This window comes from Microbacterium meiriae (genome assembly GCF_040685015.1).
GTDB lineage: Bacteria > Actinomycetota > Actinomycetes > Actinomycetales > Microbacteriaceae > Microbacterium > Microbacterium meiriae.
This window is the reverse complement of sequence record NZ_JBFBHD010000002.1, coordinates 177676-193367: the sequence shown is the minus strand read 5'-3', so window position 1 is coordinate 193367 and position 15692 is coordinate 177676. Positions and strand designations below refer to the sequence as shown.

General features: G+C 69.4%; 15 protein-coding genes. 1 reads left to right on the top strand and 14 read right to left on the bottom strand.

All coding sequences use genetic code 11. The features are described 5' to 3' along the window. Positions 1–96: 96 nt before the first annotated feature. The 11 genes from AB0N68_RS09400 to AB0N68_RS09350 form a co-directional block, all read right to left on the bottom strand. Positions 97–723, bottom strand: a complete 627-nt coding sequence (locus AB0N68_RS09400) for a superoxide dismutase (RefSeq protein ID WP_025105027.1) — start codon at positions 721–723, stop codon at positions 97–99. Between the two features lie 163 nt (positions 724–886). Next, positions 887–1864, bottom strand: a complete 978-nt coding sequence (whiA, locus tag AB0N68_RS09395) for a DNA-binding protein WhiA (protein WP_187661744.1) — start codon at positions 1862–1864, stop codon at positions 887–889. A 63-nt stretch (positions 1865–1927) separates the two neighbouring features. Beyond that, positions 1928–2800, bottom strand: a complete 873-nt coding sequence (rapZ, locus tag AB0N68_RS09390; RefSeq protein WP_187661745.1) for an RNase adapter RapZ — start codon at positions 2798–2800, stop codon at positions 1928–1930. Positions 2801–2838: 38 nt separating this feature from the next. Continuing rightward, positions 2839–4743, bottom strand: coding sequence for an excinuclease ABC subunit UvrC (gene uvrC, locus AB0N68_RS09385; RefSeq protein ID WP_187661746.1), 1905 nt, complete (start codon positions 4741–4743; stop codon positions 2839–2841). After that, a complete protein-coding gene (gene uvrA / locus AB0N68_RS09380) occupies positions 4743–7631 on the bottom strand; it encodes an excinuclease ABC subunit UvrA (RefSeq protein WP_187661747.1) in 2889 nt (962 codons plus the stop codon). The genes uvrC and uvrA overlap by 1 nt, the downstream gene beginning before the upstream one ends. 9 nt (positions 7632–7640) lie before the next feature. Continuing rightward, entirely contained in the window at positions 7641–8216 is a 576-nt protein-coding gene (locus AB0N68_RS09375) for a hypothetical protein (protein WP_187661748.1), read from the bottom strand. Then, positions 8213–9520 (bottom strand): DUF58 domain-containing protein, encoded by a 1308-nt coding sequence (locus AB0N68_RS09370; RefSeq protein WP_280564091.1) that lies wholly within the window; start codon positions 9518–9520, stop codon positions 8213–8215. The genes AB0N68_RS09375 and AB0N68_RS09370 overlap by 4 nt, the downstream gene beginning before the upstream one ends. After that, positions 9517–10488 carry an AAA family ATPase gene (locus AB0N68_RS09365; protein WP_259954692.1) on the bottom strand — a complete coding sequence of 324 codons (972 nt, stop codon included), beginning with the start codon at positions 10486–10488 and terminating at the stop codon, positions 9517–9519. Before AB0N68_RS09365 ends, AB0N68_RS09370 begins: the two co-directional genes overlap by 4 nt. Beyond that, a complete protein-coding gene (locus tag AB0N68_RS09360; RefSeq protein WP_259954694.1) occupies positions 10485–10958 on the bottom strand; it encodes a hypothetical protein in 474 nt (157 codons plus the stop codon). Before AB0N68_RS09360 ends, AB0N68_RS09365 begins: the two co-directional genes overlap by 4 nt. Then, a complete protein-coding gene (locus AB0N68_RS09355) occupies positions 10955–11707 on the bottom strand; it encodes a DUF4129 domain-containing protein (RefSeq protein WP_259954696.1) in 753 nt (250 codons plus the stop codon). Before AB0N68_RS09355 ends, AB0N68_RS09360 begins: the two co-directional genes overlap by 4 nt. 63 nt (positions 11708–11770) lie before the next feature. Beyond that, positions 11771–12214, bottom strand: coding sequence for a MarR family winged helix-turn-helix transcriptional regulator (locus AB0N68_RS09350; RefSeq protein ID WP_187661752.1), 444 nt, complete (start codon positions 12212–12214; stop codon positions 11771–11773). A gap of 45 nt (positions 12215–12259) precedes the next feature. On the opposite strand from AB0N68_RS09350, the gene AB0N68_RS09345 reads away from it, so the two are divergent. Then, positions 12260–12502, top strand: coding sequence for a hypothetical protein (locus AB0N68_RS09345; RefSeq protein WP_187661753.1), 243 nt, complete (start codon positions 12260–12262; stop codon positions 12500–12502). Positions 12503–12511: 9 nt separating this feature from the next. Here the strand turns inward: AB0N68_RS09345 and AB0N68_RS09340 are convergent, their stop codons facing one another. The 3 genes from AB0N68_RS09340 to coaE all read right to left on the bottom strand — a co-directional run bounded on the left by AB0N68_RS09340 (position 12512) and on the right by coaE (position 15611). Further along, on the bottom strand, positions 12512–12856 hold the full coding sequence (locus AB0N68_RS09340) for a TfoX/Sxy family protein (RefSeq protein WP_187661754.1): 345 nt from the start codon (positions 12854–12856) through the stop codon (positions 12512–12514). An 11-nt stretch (positions 12857–12867) separates the two neighbouring features. Further along, complete coding sequence (uvrB, locus tag AB0N68_RS09335; protein WP_187661755.1) at positions 12868–14940, bottom strand: excinuclease ABC subunit UvrB; 2073 nt, start codon at positions 14938–14940, stop codon at positions 12868–12870. Between the two features lie 71 nt (positions 14941–15011). Further along, complete coding sequence (coaE, locus tag AB0N68_RS09330) at positions 15012–15611, bottom strand: dephospho-CoA kinase (protein WP_259954699.1); 600 nt, start codon at positions 15609–15611, stop codon at positions 15012–15014. Positions 15612–15692: the final 81 nt, after the last annotated feature.

Genomic DNA, 15692 nt, shown 5'->3' with positions numbered 1-15692 from the left:
ATGCGCCGAGCGCCGCCGTCGAGCGTGCGCCATGCGCGGGTTTTTTGGCTGAGATGGCGCCCCGACGAGCCGTGGGCCCGCCGGGACGCGACCCGATTACGACAGTACCAGCAGGCCGTTCGTCTGCTGACGGGCGACCTCGAGGCGCTGGGCGACGTTCTCCCAGTTGGCGATGTTCCACGCGGCCTTGACGTAGTCGGCCTTCACGTTGAGGTAGTCGAGGTAGAAGGCGTGCTCCCACATGTCCAGCTGGAACAGCGGGATGGTGCCCTGCGCGGTGTTCGACTGCTGGTCGAACAGCTGCTGGATGATCAGGCGCGAGCCGATCGAGTCCCAGCTCAGCACTGCCCAGCCGGAACCCTGGATGCCGGTGGCGGCGGCGGTGAAGTGCGCCTGGAACTTCTCGAAGGAGCCGAAGTACTCGTCGATGGCGGCCTTGAGCTCGCCCTCGGGCTGGCCGCCGCCGTTCGGCGAGAGGTTGGTCCAGAAGATCGAGTGGTTGACGTGCCCGCCGAGGTTGAAGGCGAGGTCCTTCTCGAGCTTGTTCACGTTCGCGAGGTTGCCGCTCTCACGGGCCTCGGCGAGCTGCTCCAGGGCCGTGTTGGCGCCCGCGACGTAGGTCGCGTGGTGCTTGTCGTGATGCAGCTCCATGATCTTGCCGCTGATGTGCGGCTCGAGAGCGGCGAAGTCGTAGGGAAGGTCGGGGAGCGTGTAGGTTGCCATATCGCATTCATCCAATCCGCGCCGCGCCGCGGCGCTTGCCGATGCTCCGCGTCGCCGATGTGCGACGGAGAGCGGACGACTTTCATCCTACTGACGACAACGCACCGGGTGTCCGGATCCTTCCGGGGGTTGACACGCCGTCCGGGAGACGGTGGCAGCCGGGTCAGACGTCGAGCCCCGCGGGGACGGCGGCCTCGGTCCCCGGGATGCCCTCCTGCTGCGCGCGCTTGTCGGCCATCGCCAGCAGGCGGCGGATGCGGCCGGCCACGGCGTCCTTCGTGAGCGGAGGGTCGGCGTGGTGGCCGAGCTCGTCGAGGCTGGCGTCGCGGTGCGCGAGGCGGAGCTCGCCGGCCACGCGGAGGTGATCGGGCACCTCATCCGCCAGGATCTCGAGGGCGCGCTCGACCCGGGCGCATGCCGCCACGGCGGCCTGCGCGGAACGGCGGAGGTTCGCGTCATCGAAGTTGACGAGACGGTTCACACCGGCGCGCACCTCACGGCGCTGCCGCAGCTCCTCCCACGCGAGAGCGGTGCGCTGGGCACCCATCTCGCTGAGGATGGTGCGGATGGCCTCCCCCTCGCGCACGACGACGCGAGGAAGCCCGCGGACCTCACGCGCCTTCGCGGCGACACCGAGGCGGTGGGCCGCGCCCACGAGTGCCATGGCCGCCTCGGACGACGGGCAGGCGACCTCGAGCATGGCGGAGCGGCCCGGCTCGCTGAGCGAGCCGGCGGCGAGGAAGGCACCGCGCCAGAGTCCGGCGACCTCGGCGCGGGAACCCGTGGTGAGGCGGTTCGGGAGCCCGCGGACCGGGCGGCGTCGCTGGTCGAGAAGCCCCGTCTGGCGGGCCAGCGTCTCCCCCTGCGCGATGACGCGGACGGCCCACCGGGCGCCGTCGTTGGCGGTGCTCGACTGCACCTGGGCGATCTCCGGACGGACGCCGTAGATCTCGGCGAGGTCTCGGGCCACACGACGGGCGAGGGTCTCGGCATCCACCTCCGCCTCCACCGCCACCCGGCCGGCGATGGAGTGCAGGCCACCGGCGAACCGGAGGATGGCCGTCACCTCAGCGACGCGCACCGTGGGGGGTGCATTGCGGATGCTGACGAGCTCAGCCTTGACGTCGGTGGTTAGTGCCACGAGACTCCTTCACGTTCACGCGCCGGGTCGCGACGCAAACCTCCAGCTTACTCGGTCGGGGGCCTATTCCCTGCCGAGGTCACGGTGGCGGACGTTGACCGCGACGCCCGGGATTCCCGCCAGTCGACGGGCGAGCTCCTCGGACATGGCGACCGAACGGTGCTTGCCGCCCGTGCACCCGATGGCGATCGTGGAGTGGCTCTTGTTCTCGCGCTGATACCCCTCGAGGACCGGCACGAGAGCCTTCGCGTAGGCGTCGAGGAACTCCTCCGCGCCGTCGCGGGAGAGCACGTACTCCCGCACCGTCTCATCCTGTCCGGTGAGACCGCGCAGGTCTTCATTCCAGTACGGATTCGGCAGGAAGCGCATGTCCGCCACGACGTCCACATCGGTGGGAAGCCCGTATTTGAACCCGAAGCTGAGAAGCGTGACGCGGTGCCGGGCCTCGCCCTCCTCGGAGAAGATGTCGGACACCTTCGTCGCCAGCTGATGGATGTTCAACGCCGTCGTGTCGATCACGAGGTCTGCGGCCTCGCGGATCGGCGCCAGCCGGGTGCGCTCGATGCGGATGCCGTCGAGAAGCGTCCCGTCGCCCTGCAGAGGGTGCGGACGACGCACCGCCTCGAAGCGTCGGACGAGCACGTCGTCGGAGGCGTCGAGGAAGAGCACGCGGATCGATCCACGGGTGCGCAGCACTCGCGCCACGCCGGGGAAGTCGTCGAAGAGGTTGCGACCGCGGACATCGACGACCGCGGCGACCTTCGGCAGCGAATCCCCGCCCATGCCGGTGAGGTCGAGCAGCGGTCGGAGGATCTGCGGCGGCAGGTTGTCCACGACGTACCAGCCGAGATCCTCCAGCGCGTTCGCCACCGTGGTGCGACCGGCGCCGGACATCCCGGTGACGATGAGGAACTCGCCCTTCTCCCCGTCAGACATCGCTACTCACTGCTCCTTCTCCCCCTCGGCCTCCCAGCCTAGCGAGTGGACAGGTGCGTATGGATGTTCTGAGCCAGCACCGGGCCGATCCCCTGGACCTCTTGGATCTGATGGGGTTCGGCGGCGCGCAGCGCGGTGACCGAGCCGAAGTGCTTGAGGAGGACCTTGATCCGTGAGGCCCCGAGACCGGGGACCTCGGCGAGCACCGTCGTGATGTCCTTCTTGCGCTTCTTCCGCTGATGGACGATGGCGAAGCGGTGGGCCTCGTCACGAAGCCGCTGAAGCAGGTAGAGCGATTCGCTGGTCCGCGGAAGGATGACGGGGAAGTCGTCGCCGGGGAGCCAGATCTCCTCGAGGCGCTTGGCGATGCCGCACACGGCGATCTCGGTGTGCCCGGCGTCGCGGAGGGCCCGAGCGGCGGCCTCGACCTGGGGCTGCCCGCCGTCCACGAGCAGCAGCTGCGGCGGATAGGCGAAGCGAGGCTTGCGGCGCACCCCCGCCTCGCCGACGTCTTCCGCGACCACCTCGTCGGTGGTGGGATCGACGGTCTCCTGCTCTTCCGGGCGGTCGAGGTAGGCGAGCCGACGACGCAGCACCTGGTACATGGAGTCGGTGTCGTCGGTCGTCTCCGCGATGTTGAAGGTGCGGTACTGGTCCTTCCGCGGAAGACCATCTTCGAACACGACCATGGACGCCACGACATTCGTGCCGCCGAGGTGCGAGATGTCGAAGCACTCGATCCGGAGCGGCGCCTCCTCCATACCCAGCGCCTCCTGCAGATCGGTGAGCGCCTGGGTACGGGCGACGTAGTCGCTGGTACGCCGGGTCTTGTGCCGGATCAGCGCCTGCTGGGCGTTCAGCGTGGCCGTGCGCATGAGATCAGCACGCTGACCACGATGCGCCACCGCGATCTCGACCTTCCGGCCTCGGCGTTCCCGCAGCCACACCTCGAGCTCGGACGCATCGTCGGGGAGCACGGGCACCAGGATGCGACGCGGCACGTCCTGAGCTTCCCCGTACGCCTGCTGGAGAACCTGCTCCACGAGCTCTCCGCCCGTGATGTCGATCTCCTTCTCGATCGTCAGAGCACGCACGCCGCGGACACGACCTCCGCGGATGACGAAATGCTGCACGGCGGCCGCGAGTTCGTCCTCGGCGATACCGAACAGGTCCGCGTCCTCGTCCGCGGGCAGCACGAGAGCGCTCTTGCCGAGCACGGCCTCGATCGCCGAGAGCTTGTCGCGGTACTTCGCCGCCGCCTCGTAGTCCATGGCGGCCGACGCGGCGAGCATGCGCTGGGTGAGTTCCCGGGTGAACCGCTCGTCGCCACCCGCCATGAAGGCGACGAAGTCGTCGACCATGGCCCGGTGCTCCTCGATCGACACCGTCATCGAACACGGCCCGCCGCACTTGCCGATCTGCCCCGGGAAGCACGGGCGTCCCGTCTGCATCGCCCGCTTGTAGCTCGCGTCGCTGCACGTGCGGATCGGGAACGCCTTGATCATCAGGTCGATGGTCTCGTGCACCGCCCAGACCTTCGGGTACGGGCCGAAGTAGCGGGCGCCGGGGATCTTCCGGTTCCGGGTCACGAGCACGCGCGGCGCCTCGTCCCCCATCGTCACGGCCATGAACGGGTACGACTTGTCGTCCCGGTACTTGACGTTGAACGGCGGATCGAACTCCTTGATCCACATGTACTCGAGCTGCAGCGAGTCGACGTCCGTGGGTACGACCGTCCACTCCACCGACGCCGCCGTCGTCACCATCCGGCGCGTGCGCTCGTGCAGCGTCCGCAGCGGAGCGAAGTAGTTCGACAGCCGCTGACGGAGGTTCTTCGCCTTGCCGACGTACAGCACTCGGCCGTTGGCGTCACGGAACCGGTACACCCCCGGGTCGGTCGGTATCTCGCCGGCCCGGGGTTTGTACGGCAGGACGTCGGCCATCAGCTGGCCTTCCGCGCAGAGCGCCCCTCACCCAGGATCTCGGCGAGGAACTGGCCGGTGTGGCTCTCCTCGACCCGCGCGATCTGCTCCGGCGTGCCGGTGGCGAGGATCGTGCCGCCGCCGGAGCCGCCCTCGGGACCGAGGTCGATCACCCAGTCGGCCGACTTGATCACGTCGAGGTTGTGCTCGATGACGATGACCGTGTTGCCCTTGTCGACCAGACCGTTCAGCACCTCGAGGAGCTTGCGCACGTCTTCGAAGTGCAGACCCGTCGTCGGCTCGTCGAGCACGTAGATGCTCCGACCGTTGCTGCGGCGCTGGAGCTCGGTCGCGAGCTTCACGCGCTGCGCCTCACCGCCGGAGAGCGTGGTCGCCGACTGCCCGAGGCGGACATATCCCAGCCCCACATCGACCAGGGTCTTCATGTAGCGGTGGATGGCCTGGATCGGCTCGAAGAACTCGGCCGCCTCCTCGATCGGCATCTCCAGCACCTCGGCGATGTTCTTGCCCTTGTAGTGCACAGCAAGGGTGTCGCGGTTGTACCTCTTGCCGTGACACACCTCGCAGTCCACGTACACGTCCGGGAGGAAGTTCATCTCGATCTTGATCGTGCCGTCACCGGAGCAGGCCTCACAGCGTCCGCCCTTGACGTTGAAGCTGAAGCGCCCGGGCTGGTAGCCGCGGACCTTCGCCTCGGGCGTCTCGCTGAAGAGCGTGCGGATGCGATCGAAGACGCCGGTGTAGGTCGCCGGGTTAGATCGCGGGGTGCGGCCGATCGGCGCCTGGTCGACGTGCACGACCTTGTCGAGGTTGTCGAGCCCGGTCACGCGCGTGTGCTTGCCCGGCACCGTCCGCGCCCCGTTGAGTCGCGAGGCGAGCACCTGGTACAGGATGTCGTTCACGAGGGACGACTTCCCGGATCCGCTGACGCCCGTGACCGCCGTGAGCACGCCGAGCGGGAAGTCGGCCGTGACGTTGCGGAGGTTGTTGGCGCGTGCGCCCACGACGCTCAGCATGCGCTTCTTGTCGATCTTCCGGCGCTTCGCCGGCATCGGGATCTCCCGACGGCCGGAGAGGTAGTCGCCGGTCATGGAGTCGGTGTCGGCGAGCAGCGCGGAGTAGGGCCCGGAGTGGACCACGGCGCCGCCGTTCACGCCGGCGCCCGGACCGATGTCGACCACCCAGTCCGCCGCCTCGATCGTCTCCTCGTCGTGCTCGACGACGATCAGGGTGTTCCCCAGGTCGCGCAGAGTGAGCAGTGTCTCGATGAGTCGACGGTTGTCGCGCTGATGAAGGCCGATGGAGGGCTCGTCCAGCACGTAGAGCACCCCGGTCAGGCCGGAGCCGATCTGCGTCGCGAGCCGGATGCGCTGCGCCTCACCACCCGACAGGGAGCCTGCGGAGCGGCTCAGGTTGAGGTACGACAGCCCCACCTGGAGGAGGAAGTCGAGACGCAGGCGGATCTCACGGAGCACCTGGGCGGCGATCTTGGCCTCGCGCTCGGTGAGCTGCAGCTTCTCCATGAACGCCCGGGCGTCGGCGAGACTGAGGTGCGAGACCTCGGCGATGGAGTGACCGTGCACCTGCACGGCCAGCACCTCGGGCTTCAGCCGGTCGCCGTTGCACACCGGACACGGAACCTCGCGGAGGTACTCGCCCCACCGGCTGCGCTGCGTGTCGGACTCGGCCTGCAGGTACTGCCGCTCGATGTAGGGCACCACGCCCTCGAAGCCGGACGCGTACCGCATCTCACGGCCGTAGCGGTTCTTCCACTTGACGGTGACCTTGTAGTTCTCTCCGCGCAGCACCGCTTCCTTGACGTCGGAGTGCAGGTCCCGCCACGGGGTGTCGAGGGAGAAGTCGAGGTCTCGCGAGAGTCCTTCGAGCAGCCGCTCGTAGTACTGGAAGAGCCCCTTGCCCTGGGTGGTCCAGGGGATGATGACGCCTTCGCGGATCGAGAGGTCCTCGTCACCGAGCATCAGGTCCACGTCGACGGACATGCGCGTGCCGAGGCCCGAGCATGCGGGGCAGGCGCCGAACGGCGCGTTGAAGGAGAACGTGCGCGGCTCGATCTCGGTGAGGGTGAGCGCGTGTCCGTTGGGGCACGCCAGCTTCTCCGAGAAGGTCTGCCACGCGTCGTCGCCCTCGCCGTCCACGTAATTGATCTGCACGACGCCGCCGGCGAGCCCGAGGGCGGTCTCCACGGAGTCGGTGACGCGCCCGAGGATGTCCGGCGAGGCGACGAGACGGTCGACGACCACGGCGATGTCGTGCTTGTAGCTCTTCTTGAGCGTCGGCGGCTCGGCCAGCTGGATGAGCTCGCCGTCGACGATCGCGCGCGAGTAGCCCTTCGCCCCCAGCTCGCGGAAGAGGTCGACGAACTCGCCCTTCTTCTGCGAGACGATCGGCGCCACGACCTGGTACCGGGTGCGCTCCGGAAGCTCCATGAGCTGGTCGGCGATCTGCTGCACCGTCTGGCGCTGGATCTTCTCGCCGCAGACCGGGCAGTGCGGCACGCCGATACGCGCCCAGAGCAGGCGCATGTAGTCGTAGATCTCGGTGATGGTGCCGACCGTCGACCGCGGGTTGCGGTTCGTCGACTTCTGATCGATCGACACCGCCGGGCTCAGCCCCTCGATGAAGTCGACGTCCGGCCGGTCGACCTGGCCGAGGAACTGCCGGGCGTAGGCGCTCAACGACTCGACGTACCGGCGCTGCCCCTCGGCGAAGATCGTGTCGAAGGCGAGGCTGGACTTCCCCGATCCGGAGAGGCCGGTGAAGACCACCAGCGAGTCGCGGGGGATGTCGATGTCGACGTTCTTGAGATTGTGTACGCGGGCGCCGCGGACACTGAGTTTTCCTGGGGAAGCAACGGGGACGATGGGCACCGAACAAGTCTACGAGGGGCCACGGACATCGGCTCCGAGAACGCCGTACGCGCCTGGTGCGGACGCCGCCGCGCCCGCCCGTCTCGCCGCACGGAGGGCGACCAGGATCCCGCCGAGCAGCGCCGCCGCGGCGAACGGAGCCAGGATCACGACCTCGGGGGTGTCCGGCCGCTCGGCGAGCAGCCAGACGCCGAACGCCAGCGGCTGCGCGATCAGCTGAACAGCGAGGAAGCGGCCGGCACTCGGAAGCAGGACGGACAGGGCCACGCGCGAGGAGAGCGGCACCACGAGGCTCAGCGACGCGCAGACATGCAGGGCGTGCACGAACAGCAGAGCCAGCGCGGTCCGGGAGGGATCCGGTTCCGAGAGGATCACGCCGAACGGGAGGCAGGCCAGCGCCACCCAGGCGGCGAGACTGCGGGGGATCGCGACGGCGACGGCAGCGGCGAGCACCGCGATGCCCTGCCACAGCGGGAAGGGGATCAGGAGCAGTGCTCCCCCGGCGGCCAGGGCGACCACTGCCAGCCGGAGGACGGCCCCCGGGACCGCGACACCGGCGCGGAAAGAGCGGACGGCGCGAGTCATCGGCGCCCCTTCCCGCGACGCGCAAGACGGCGGGCGGCACGGCGCATCGCGGCATCGAGACCACCGGACCACGGCACCACCTCGATGCCGGCATGTCTCAGCTCGGCCAGGACGTCGGTGCGCTCGGCGAGCAGAGTGCGCAGGGCGATCCGCTGCTCGCGACTGAGGCGGCTCTCCTCGGGAGTCGGAAGCACATCGACGGCGATGACGGCGTGGCCGGCGGCGCGCCAGCTGGTCGCCAGCCGTGCCGCCACCCCGTCGACGAACGTCGAGAGCACGAAGACGATCGACCCTGGCGGCACGGCCGGGGACCGCCGATAGGACGGATCGGTGCCGATGCCGGTCGCGGCGATCGCGCGGCGCACACGGGCGAGGTGCCGGGCGCCACCGCCGGAGGGCAGCGAGAGGCCGTCCGGAGAGAGCGCGTGATAGGCCACGCGGTCGCCCACGCCGATCGCCGCGGTGGCGATGGCGAGGGCCGTTTCCCGCGCGAGATCGAGTGAGGTCACTCCGGAGCGATCGGGGTCGCCGCTCCCCCACGCGGCCACGGCGGCACCGAGATCTTCGGCGGTGTCGATCGCGAGCACGACCGACGAGTCGCTCAGCGCGTCGTCCCTGCGCACCAGGAGATCTCCTGGTCGACGTGCGGCGCGGGCGGTCGCGCGCCAGTCGACCCGACGGAGCTCGTCTCCGGGGACGAAGGGCTGGATATCCCGGAAGTCGCCACCCTGCCCCGGGCGGGAACCCGGATGCGACCCGTGCAGTCCGGTGAGCCGCGGCGCCACCGGGAGGCTGCCGATCCGCACCGCGCGCGGCGGCGCGTTCCAGGGGAGCGCCGTCCGAGGGACGATATCGGAGACCCACGCGCCGTCGAGACTCGACCCCCGCAGGGTCACGGCGAGCGGCTCACTCGGACCCGAATGCTGCAGCACGCCGCGCGCCGTGAGACAGGCCGTTCCCGGTCGGACATCCACGAGACCGGTTCGCTGCCCATCCTGATCCACGGCGATCTGCACCGCATCCGCCGCCAGCACCACATCCGCGGCGGTCTGCACTTCCGGGCGATCGACGCTGCCGGCCGCGTGCGCGCGCAGAGCGATTCGCGCTTCTCCGGGGCTCGGGCGGCGGAGGAGCGCCCACGCGGCGGCCAGCGCCAGCGGCAGGCCCATGGCGACGATATCCGGACGGGAGAAGGCGAGCCCCACCGCGGCGATGATCGCCGCGCCGCCGATGCCGAGAGCGATGACCGGCGTCCGCCGCCAGGCGACCGCGGTCGCCGTCTGCACCGCCGCCTCGTCCGTCACGGGGCAGCCGCGACGGTCGGAGGCACGGCCGTCCGCGCCAAGGCCGCGTCGACGACCGTCCGCGGGTCCACTCCCTGTGCCCAGGCCTGCGGCGTCAGGGTCAATCGATGCGCGAGGACCGGCACCGCGACGCGCTTGAGGTCGTCCGGCCGTACATATGCCCGCCCGTCCAGCGCGGCGAGCGCGCGTCCGAGGAGGATGAGCGCCTGCGAACCACGCGGGGAGGCGCCGACGGCCACCGTCGCCGCCTCGCGTGTCGCCCGCGTGAGCTCGACACCGTATCGCACGACATCGCGGTCGACGTGGATGCCCTCGACCGCTGCTTGGATCCGCCGCAGGCCGTCGGCGTCCACTACGGGCTCGACCTCGACATCCGGGCTCTGCCGCTCCACACGGTCGAGGATGATCCGCGCTTCCTCCTCCGGCTGCGGGTACCCCACCGCGAGCCGCACCATGAAGCGATCGAGCTGCGCCTCCGGCAACGCGTACGTCCCCTCGTACTCGATCGGGTTCGATGTGGCGATCACGTGGAACGGACGCGGGAGCGGAAACCTGTTGCCCTCCACCGTCACCTGGTGCTCGGCCATCGCCTCGAGCATCGCCGACTGTGTCTTCGGCGTCGTCCGGTTGATCTCGTCCGCAAGCAGCAGTCCCGTGAAGATCGGACCGGGGCGGAAGGCGAAGTCCCCGGTGAAAGGCGCGTAGACGTAGGAACCGGTGACATCGCCCGGCAACATGTCGGGTGTGCACTGCAGCCGACGGAAGTCCAGCCCGAGCGCACCCGCGAGGCTGCGCGCGGCGAGCGTCTTGCCGAGGCCGGGAACGTCCTCGAAGAGCACGTGGCCGCCCGCCAGGATCGCGGCCAGCGCGATCGTCAGGGGCTCGTCCATCCCGACGACGGCCGTCTTGACGCCCGCGAGCACGCGGCGTCCGACATCGGCGATCTGCGTGGTTTCGTCGGTGGTCATGTTGTCTCCTCCGTGTCGATGGGGATGCGGTCGAGGGCGTCGAGGACGCGCTCGATGTCCACGCGTTGCACTTCTCGCGCATGCAGGGAGGCGCGGACACCGTCTCCCAGCACCGCGTCGATACGCGGGTGGTCCTGAGGGTCATCGAGGTCGAGGCCGAGATGCGCGAGGCGCCGACGGACCACGCCCTGCACGCGTCGGACGACGACATGGCCCGCGACGCCGGTGCGGGTGTTGATCGCCCACGCCAACCGCGACACGTCCGAGCCACGGCCCTCCGCTCGGGGCGCCTCCGGCGGCCACACGACCACCTCGTCGACGAAGGCCTGGCGGGTGGCCGCGACGATAGCGAGCAGGATGAGGGTCCATGCGACGGCGAAGGGGGCGGGCACTCCGAAGGTGAGCATCACGACGAGAAGACCAGCGGCGACGAGGGCGCTGAGGAGAGCCAGGACGATCCTCCCTCTCATCGCCACCCCGCCTTGATGCCGCGAAGCGCGTCGGCGGCGCTCCGCCGGTCGCCTTCGTCTGCGATCAGCCCGCCGAAGCGCACCCGCTCATAGAGGCGTTGCAGGACCGCGACGTCCGCGGCGATGCCGTGGCGCCCGCCGATCACCCGGGCGGTGAATTCTGCCGGCGTCTCCGTCGGAGCGCGCCCCTGACCGGCGTCGGCGGCGGATTCCTCCAAGCCGATCCACGCCGCGACGATCGCGTCACCGGGTACTGGTCGTTCGCTGACCGTGCGAAGCGCATCGGAGACCCCGCGGCGGATGGTCACCTCGTCAGGGAGGATATCCGGCGACGTGGGGCTGGCACCCGGCCCGGCAGCCGCGGCATCGCGGCGTGCGAGCGGACGGTCCCGCCACAGCCGCACGAGGAATCGGATGAGCTGGCGAACGACCACGACGACGAGCGCGAGGACGGCCAGCCCCAGCACGAGACCGAAGACCATGCCGAGCACCTGCGCGAGAACCGGATCCCCCCATGATTCCGGAGGCAGCGGTGTCTCCGTCGCCGTCGGGGCGGGGAGCACGACGTTCTCCTGGGGCGGCGATGTGCTCTCGGCCTCCGTCGACGCGAACTGCGGGGTGCCCTGCACGGCCGCGGCGAACATGAGGAGACCGAACAGTCCGGCCACGGCGGCGAGGCCGAGGAGCATCGGCGGCCCCGGTCGACGCACACGCTCCGGCGCGGGGACCGGAGGCTCGGGGCGCGACATGCCTCCCACCCTAGGGGTGCGCAGGCGAGCACCAGCGCTTCATATCGGGATGCCGCGGAACGGTCAGGGGTGGGCGGGGCGGGGCCCCGCGAAGGCGCCCAGTCCGTCCCGCAGTGCTGCCACCTCGTCGATGTCCATCCCCACGGCGGCCATCACCTGCCGCGGCACGTCCACCGCCCTGGCACGCAGGGCAGCACCGGCATCCGTGAGCGTGATCTCGAGTCGGCGTTCGTCCTCGCTGCTGCGCTGGCGGGCCACCAGGCCGTCGGCTTCGAGCCGCTTGACGAGGGGCGACGCCGTCGCGGGCTCCAGCGCGAGGTCGGCGGCGAGGTCGTTGAGGGTTCGCGGAGCCCGCTCCCAGAGGGCGAGCATCACCAGGTACTGCGGATGGGTCAGCCCGAGCGGCTCGAGGATCGGCCGGTAGATCGCCACCACGTTCCGCGCCGCCGTGACCACGGCGAAGCAGAGCTGGTTCTCGAGGCGGAGCAGATCATCGGTGTCGGTCACGATCCCGACTATACATCTGCACGAATCATTAGTACACTAATCAACATGTCACGCGACTCCAGCCGGCCCCCTCTTCGCACCCGCATCCGCGAAGCGGGGGGCCTCTATGCCTGGGTGAACACCAACCTCGTGCGTCTTGCGGGCCCGGCCTCCGTCGGGCCCTACGAGAAGACGCCGCCGCCGAGCGCCGCGGAACGCGCCGAACGCGCCTGCCCGCTCTGCGGAGCACCGATGACGGAACACGAGATCGACCGCTCCGGGCCGAAGACCCTGGTGCACTGCCCGTAACTGCTCGGGTCAGTCGCCGTCCGCGGTGGCGGCCCCCACGGACTCTCGGGCCATGTCGATCCACATCATCAGCGCCGCATCATCGGTGATCGCGGACGCGGCGACGTCGATCCAGCCCGACCCCATGGTGCGCGACCCCATCACGGCCCGAGAAGCTCCCGGCTGGGTCACGGCGACGGCCCCGTTCTCCTCATCCACGCGGACGAGGAGCGTGCCGTCCTTCCGTGCTCCGACGAGGATGCGGCCCTCGTCGAGGAATGCCCTGGTTCCGAACATCCGCCTCTCCTCGATCGAGGGGTCAGCGCCGAGCAGCGCCCGGACTCGGTCCGCGAGTTCCTCTCCTGCCGCGTCCATCTGGTCTCCGTCTACGCGTGCCCGGCCCGCTCCATCGAGCGGAGCTCCTTCTTCATATCCTGCACCTCGTCACGCAGGCGCCCGGCGAGCTCGAACTTCAGCTCCGCGGCAGCGGCGAGCATCTGATCGGTGAGGTCCTGGATCGTGGCTTCGAGCTGCTGCGCTCCCTCGGCAGCGATGCCGGTGCGCCGCAGGTTCGGCGTGGGCGACTTGCCCTTGCCCGACGCACGGCCTCGCCCGGACATCAGCTCCGCCGTGTCCTGCCCCTCGCGCGCCAGCACCTCGGTGATGTCGGCGATGCGCTTGCGCAGCGGCTGCGGATCGATCCCGTGCTCTTTGTTGTACGCGATCTGCTTCTCGCGCCGACGGTCGGTCTCCTCGATGGCTTTGGCCATGGAGTCGGTCATGTTGTCCGCATACATGTGCACTTCGCCCGAGACGTTACGCGCTGCCCGGCCGATGGTCTGGATGAGTGACGTCCCGGAGCGGAGGAACCCTTCCTTGTCGGCGTCGAGGATCGCGACGAGCGACACCTCCGGGAGGTCGAGTCCCTCTCGGAGCAGGTTGATACCCACCAGGACGTCGTACACACCGGCGCGCAGCTCGCTGAGCAGTTCGACGCGGCGCAGGGTGTCGACGTCGGAATGCAGGTAGCGCACCCGCACGCCGTGTTCCCCGAGGAAGTCGGTCAATTCCTCGGCCATCTTCTTCGTGAGGGTCGTGACGAGGACGCGCTCGTCCCGCTCCACGCGAAGCCTGATCTCCTCGAGCAGATCGTCGATCTGTCCCTTCGACGGCTTGACGATGATCTCCGGGTCGACCAGTCCCGTCGGGCGGATGATCTGCTCCACCACACCGTCGGCGATGCCCATCTCGTACTTGCCCGGGGTCGCCGACAGGTAGACGGTCTGCCCCACGCGGTTCTTGAACTCGTCCCAGCGCAGCGGTCGGTTGTCCATCGCGCTCGGCAGGCGGAAGCCGTGGTCGACGAGCGTGCGCTTGCGGGAGGCGTCACCCTCGTACATGGCACCGATCTGCGGCACCGTCACGTGCGACTCGTCGATGACGAGCAGGAAGTCGTCGGGGAAGAAGTCCAGGAGCGTGTGCGGGGGCTCCCCCGGCATGCGCCCGTCCATGTGGCGCGAGTAGTTCTCGATACCGGAGCAGAAGCCGAGCTGCTGCAGCATCTCCAGGTCGAAGGTCGTCCGCATCCGGAGGCGCTGCGCCTCGAGGAGCTTACCCTGCCGCTCGAACTCCTTGAGCCGCTCCTCCAGCTCGTGCTCGATCGTGCCGATCGAGCGCTGGATGACGTCGGTGCCCGCGACATAGTGCGAGGCGGGGAAGATCGGCACGGCGTCGAGCTTCTCGATGACCTCGCCCGTCAGCGGATGCAACGAGTACAGCGCCTCGATCTCGTCGCCGAAGAGCTCGATGCGGATGGCGTGCTCCTCATACACCGGGATGATCTCGATGGTGTCGCCGCGGACCCGGAAATTGCCGCGCGAGAAGTCGACGTCGTTGCGGTTGTACTGCATCGCGATGAACTGACGGATCAGGGCGTCGCGGTCGTACCGCTCCCCCACCTGGAGCGCGACCATGGCGCGCAGATACTCCTCCGGCGCGCCCAGGCCGTAGATGCAGGACACGGTCGACACCACGACCACATCGCGGCGGCTCAGCAGGGAGTTCGTCGTCGAGTGGCGAAGGCGCTCGACCTCCGCGTTGATCGAGGAGTCCTTCTCGATGAAGGTGTCCGTCTGCGGGACGTAGGCCTCGGGCTGGTAGTAGTCGTAGTAGGAGACGAAGTACTCGACGGCGTTGTTCGGCATGAGCTCACGGAACTCGTTGGCGAGCTGGGCGGCGAGGGTCTTGTTATGCGCCAGCACGAGTGTGGGGCGCTGCACCTGCTCGACGAGCCAGGCCGTGGTCGCGGACTTGCCTGTTCCGGTGGCGCCGAGCAGCACGATGTCGGTCTCGCCCGCATTGATGCGGGAAGCCAGATCGGCGATCGCCTGCGGCTGATCACCGGCGGGGGCGTACTCGCTGATGACCTCGAAAGGGCGGACACTGCGGGTGGGCTGCATACCTCAAGCGTATGCCGCCCCTCCGACATCGGGGCCGGCCGGGTCGGAAGCCTCCGGCGGGCGGCTGTCCTTCAGCGCGCGCGGAGCCGGTCCCAGAGCGCGTCGGTCTGATCCAGGGTGTGCTCGATCGACCCCGAGGTGTCGATCACGACGTCGGCGATCGCGAGCCGCCGTTCGTCGGAGACCTGGGCGGCGATCCGGTCGCGCGCGGCCTCGGGAGTCATTCCGCGCAGGCCGACGAGCCTCTCGAGACGGACGTCCTCCGGCGCATGCGCGACGACGATCTCATCCCAGGGGTCATCGACACGAGCCTCCACCAGGAGCGGAACGTCGTACACGACGACAGCCTCCGGGTCGGCGGCGAACGCCGCGTCGAAACGGCGCTGGGACTCTGCCCGCACCGCAGGGTGCACGATGGCGTTCAACTGAGCGAGCCGGTCCGGGTCGGCGAACACGGTCGACCCGAGGGCAGCCCGGTCGAGGGATCCGTCCTCGGCGATGACGGTGTCTCCGAACGTCCGCGCGATCGTGCGGAGCACCTCGGATCCCGGAGCTTGGACCTCGCGCACGATCTGATCCGCGTCGACGACGACCGCGCCGAGCTCGGTGAGCCGGTTCGCGATGGTGGACTTCCCCGACGCGATGCCTCCGGTGAGAGCGATGAGCGGCATCCGACCATCCTGCCACGCTCCGGGCCCGGGGCCGCACGACGCGGAAACGGAACAATCGGGAAAGCTTCGGCCCCTCTTGAG

Excerpts from the sequence above, each read along its gene's own strand:
- AB0N68_RS09400 (WP_025105027.1), bottom strand. The coding sequence starts at position 723 with ATGGCAACCTACACGCTCCCCGACCTTCCCTACGACTTCGCCGCTCTC.
- AB0N68_RS09365 (WP_259954692.1), bottom strand. The coding sequence starts at position 10,488 with ATGACCACCGACGAAACCACGCAGATCGCCGATGTCGGACGCCGCGTG.
- uvrB (WP_187661755.1), bottom strand. The coding sequence starts at position 14,940 with ATGCAGCCCACCCGCAGTGTCCGCCCTTTCGAGGTCATCAGCGAGTAC.
- AB0N68_RS09375 (WP_187661748.1), bottom strand. The coding sequence starts at position 8,216 with ATGACTCGCGCCGTCCGCTCTTTCCGCGCCGGTGTCGCGGTCCCGGGG.
- coaE (WP_259954699.1), bottom strand. The coding sequence starts at position 15,611 with ATGCCGCTCATCGCTCTCACCGGAGGCATCGCGTCGGGGAAGTCCACC.
- uvrC (WP_187661746.1), bottom strand. The coding sequence starts at position 4,743 with ATGGCCGACGTCCTGCCGTACAAACCCCGGGCCGGCGAGATACCGACC.
- AB0N68_RS09340 (WP_187661754.1), bottom strand. The coding sequence starts at position 12,856 with ATGGACGCGGCAGGAGAGGAACTCGCGGACCGAGTCCGGGCGCTGCTC.
- AB0N68_RS09360 (WP_259954694.1), bottom strand. The coding sequence starts at position 10,958 with ATGAGAGGGAGGATCGTCCTGGCTCTCCTCAGCGCCCTCGTCGCCGCT.
- rapZ (WP_187661745.1), bottom strand. The coding sequence starts at position 2,800 with ATGTCTGACGGGGAGAAGGGCGAGTTCCTCATCGTCACCGGGATGTCC.
- AB0N68_RS09345 (WP_187661753.1), top strand. The coding sequence starts at position 12,260 with ATGTCACGCGACTCCAGCCGGCCCCCTCTTCGCACCCGCATCCGCGAA.
- AB0N68_RS09355 (WP_259954696.1), bottom strand. The coding sequence starts at position 11,707 with ATGTCGCGCCCCGAGCCTCCGGTCCCCGCGCCGGAGCGTGTGCGTCGA.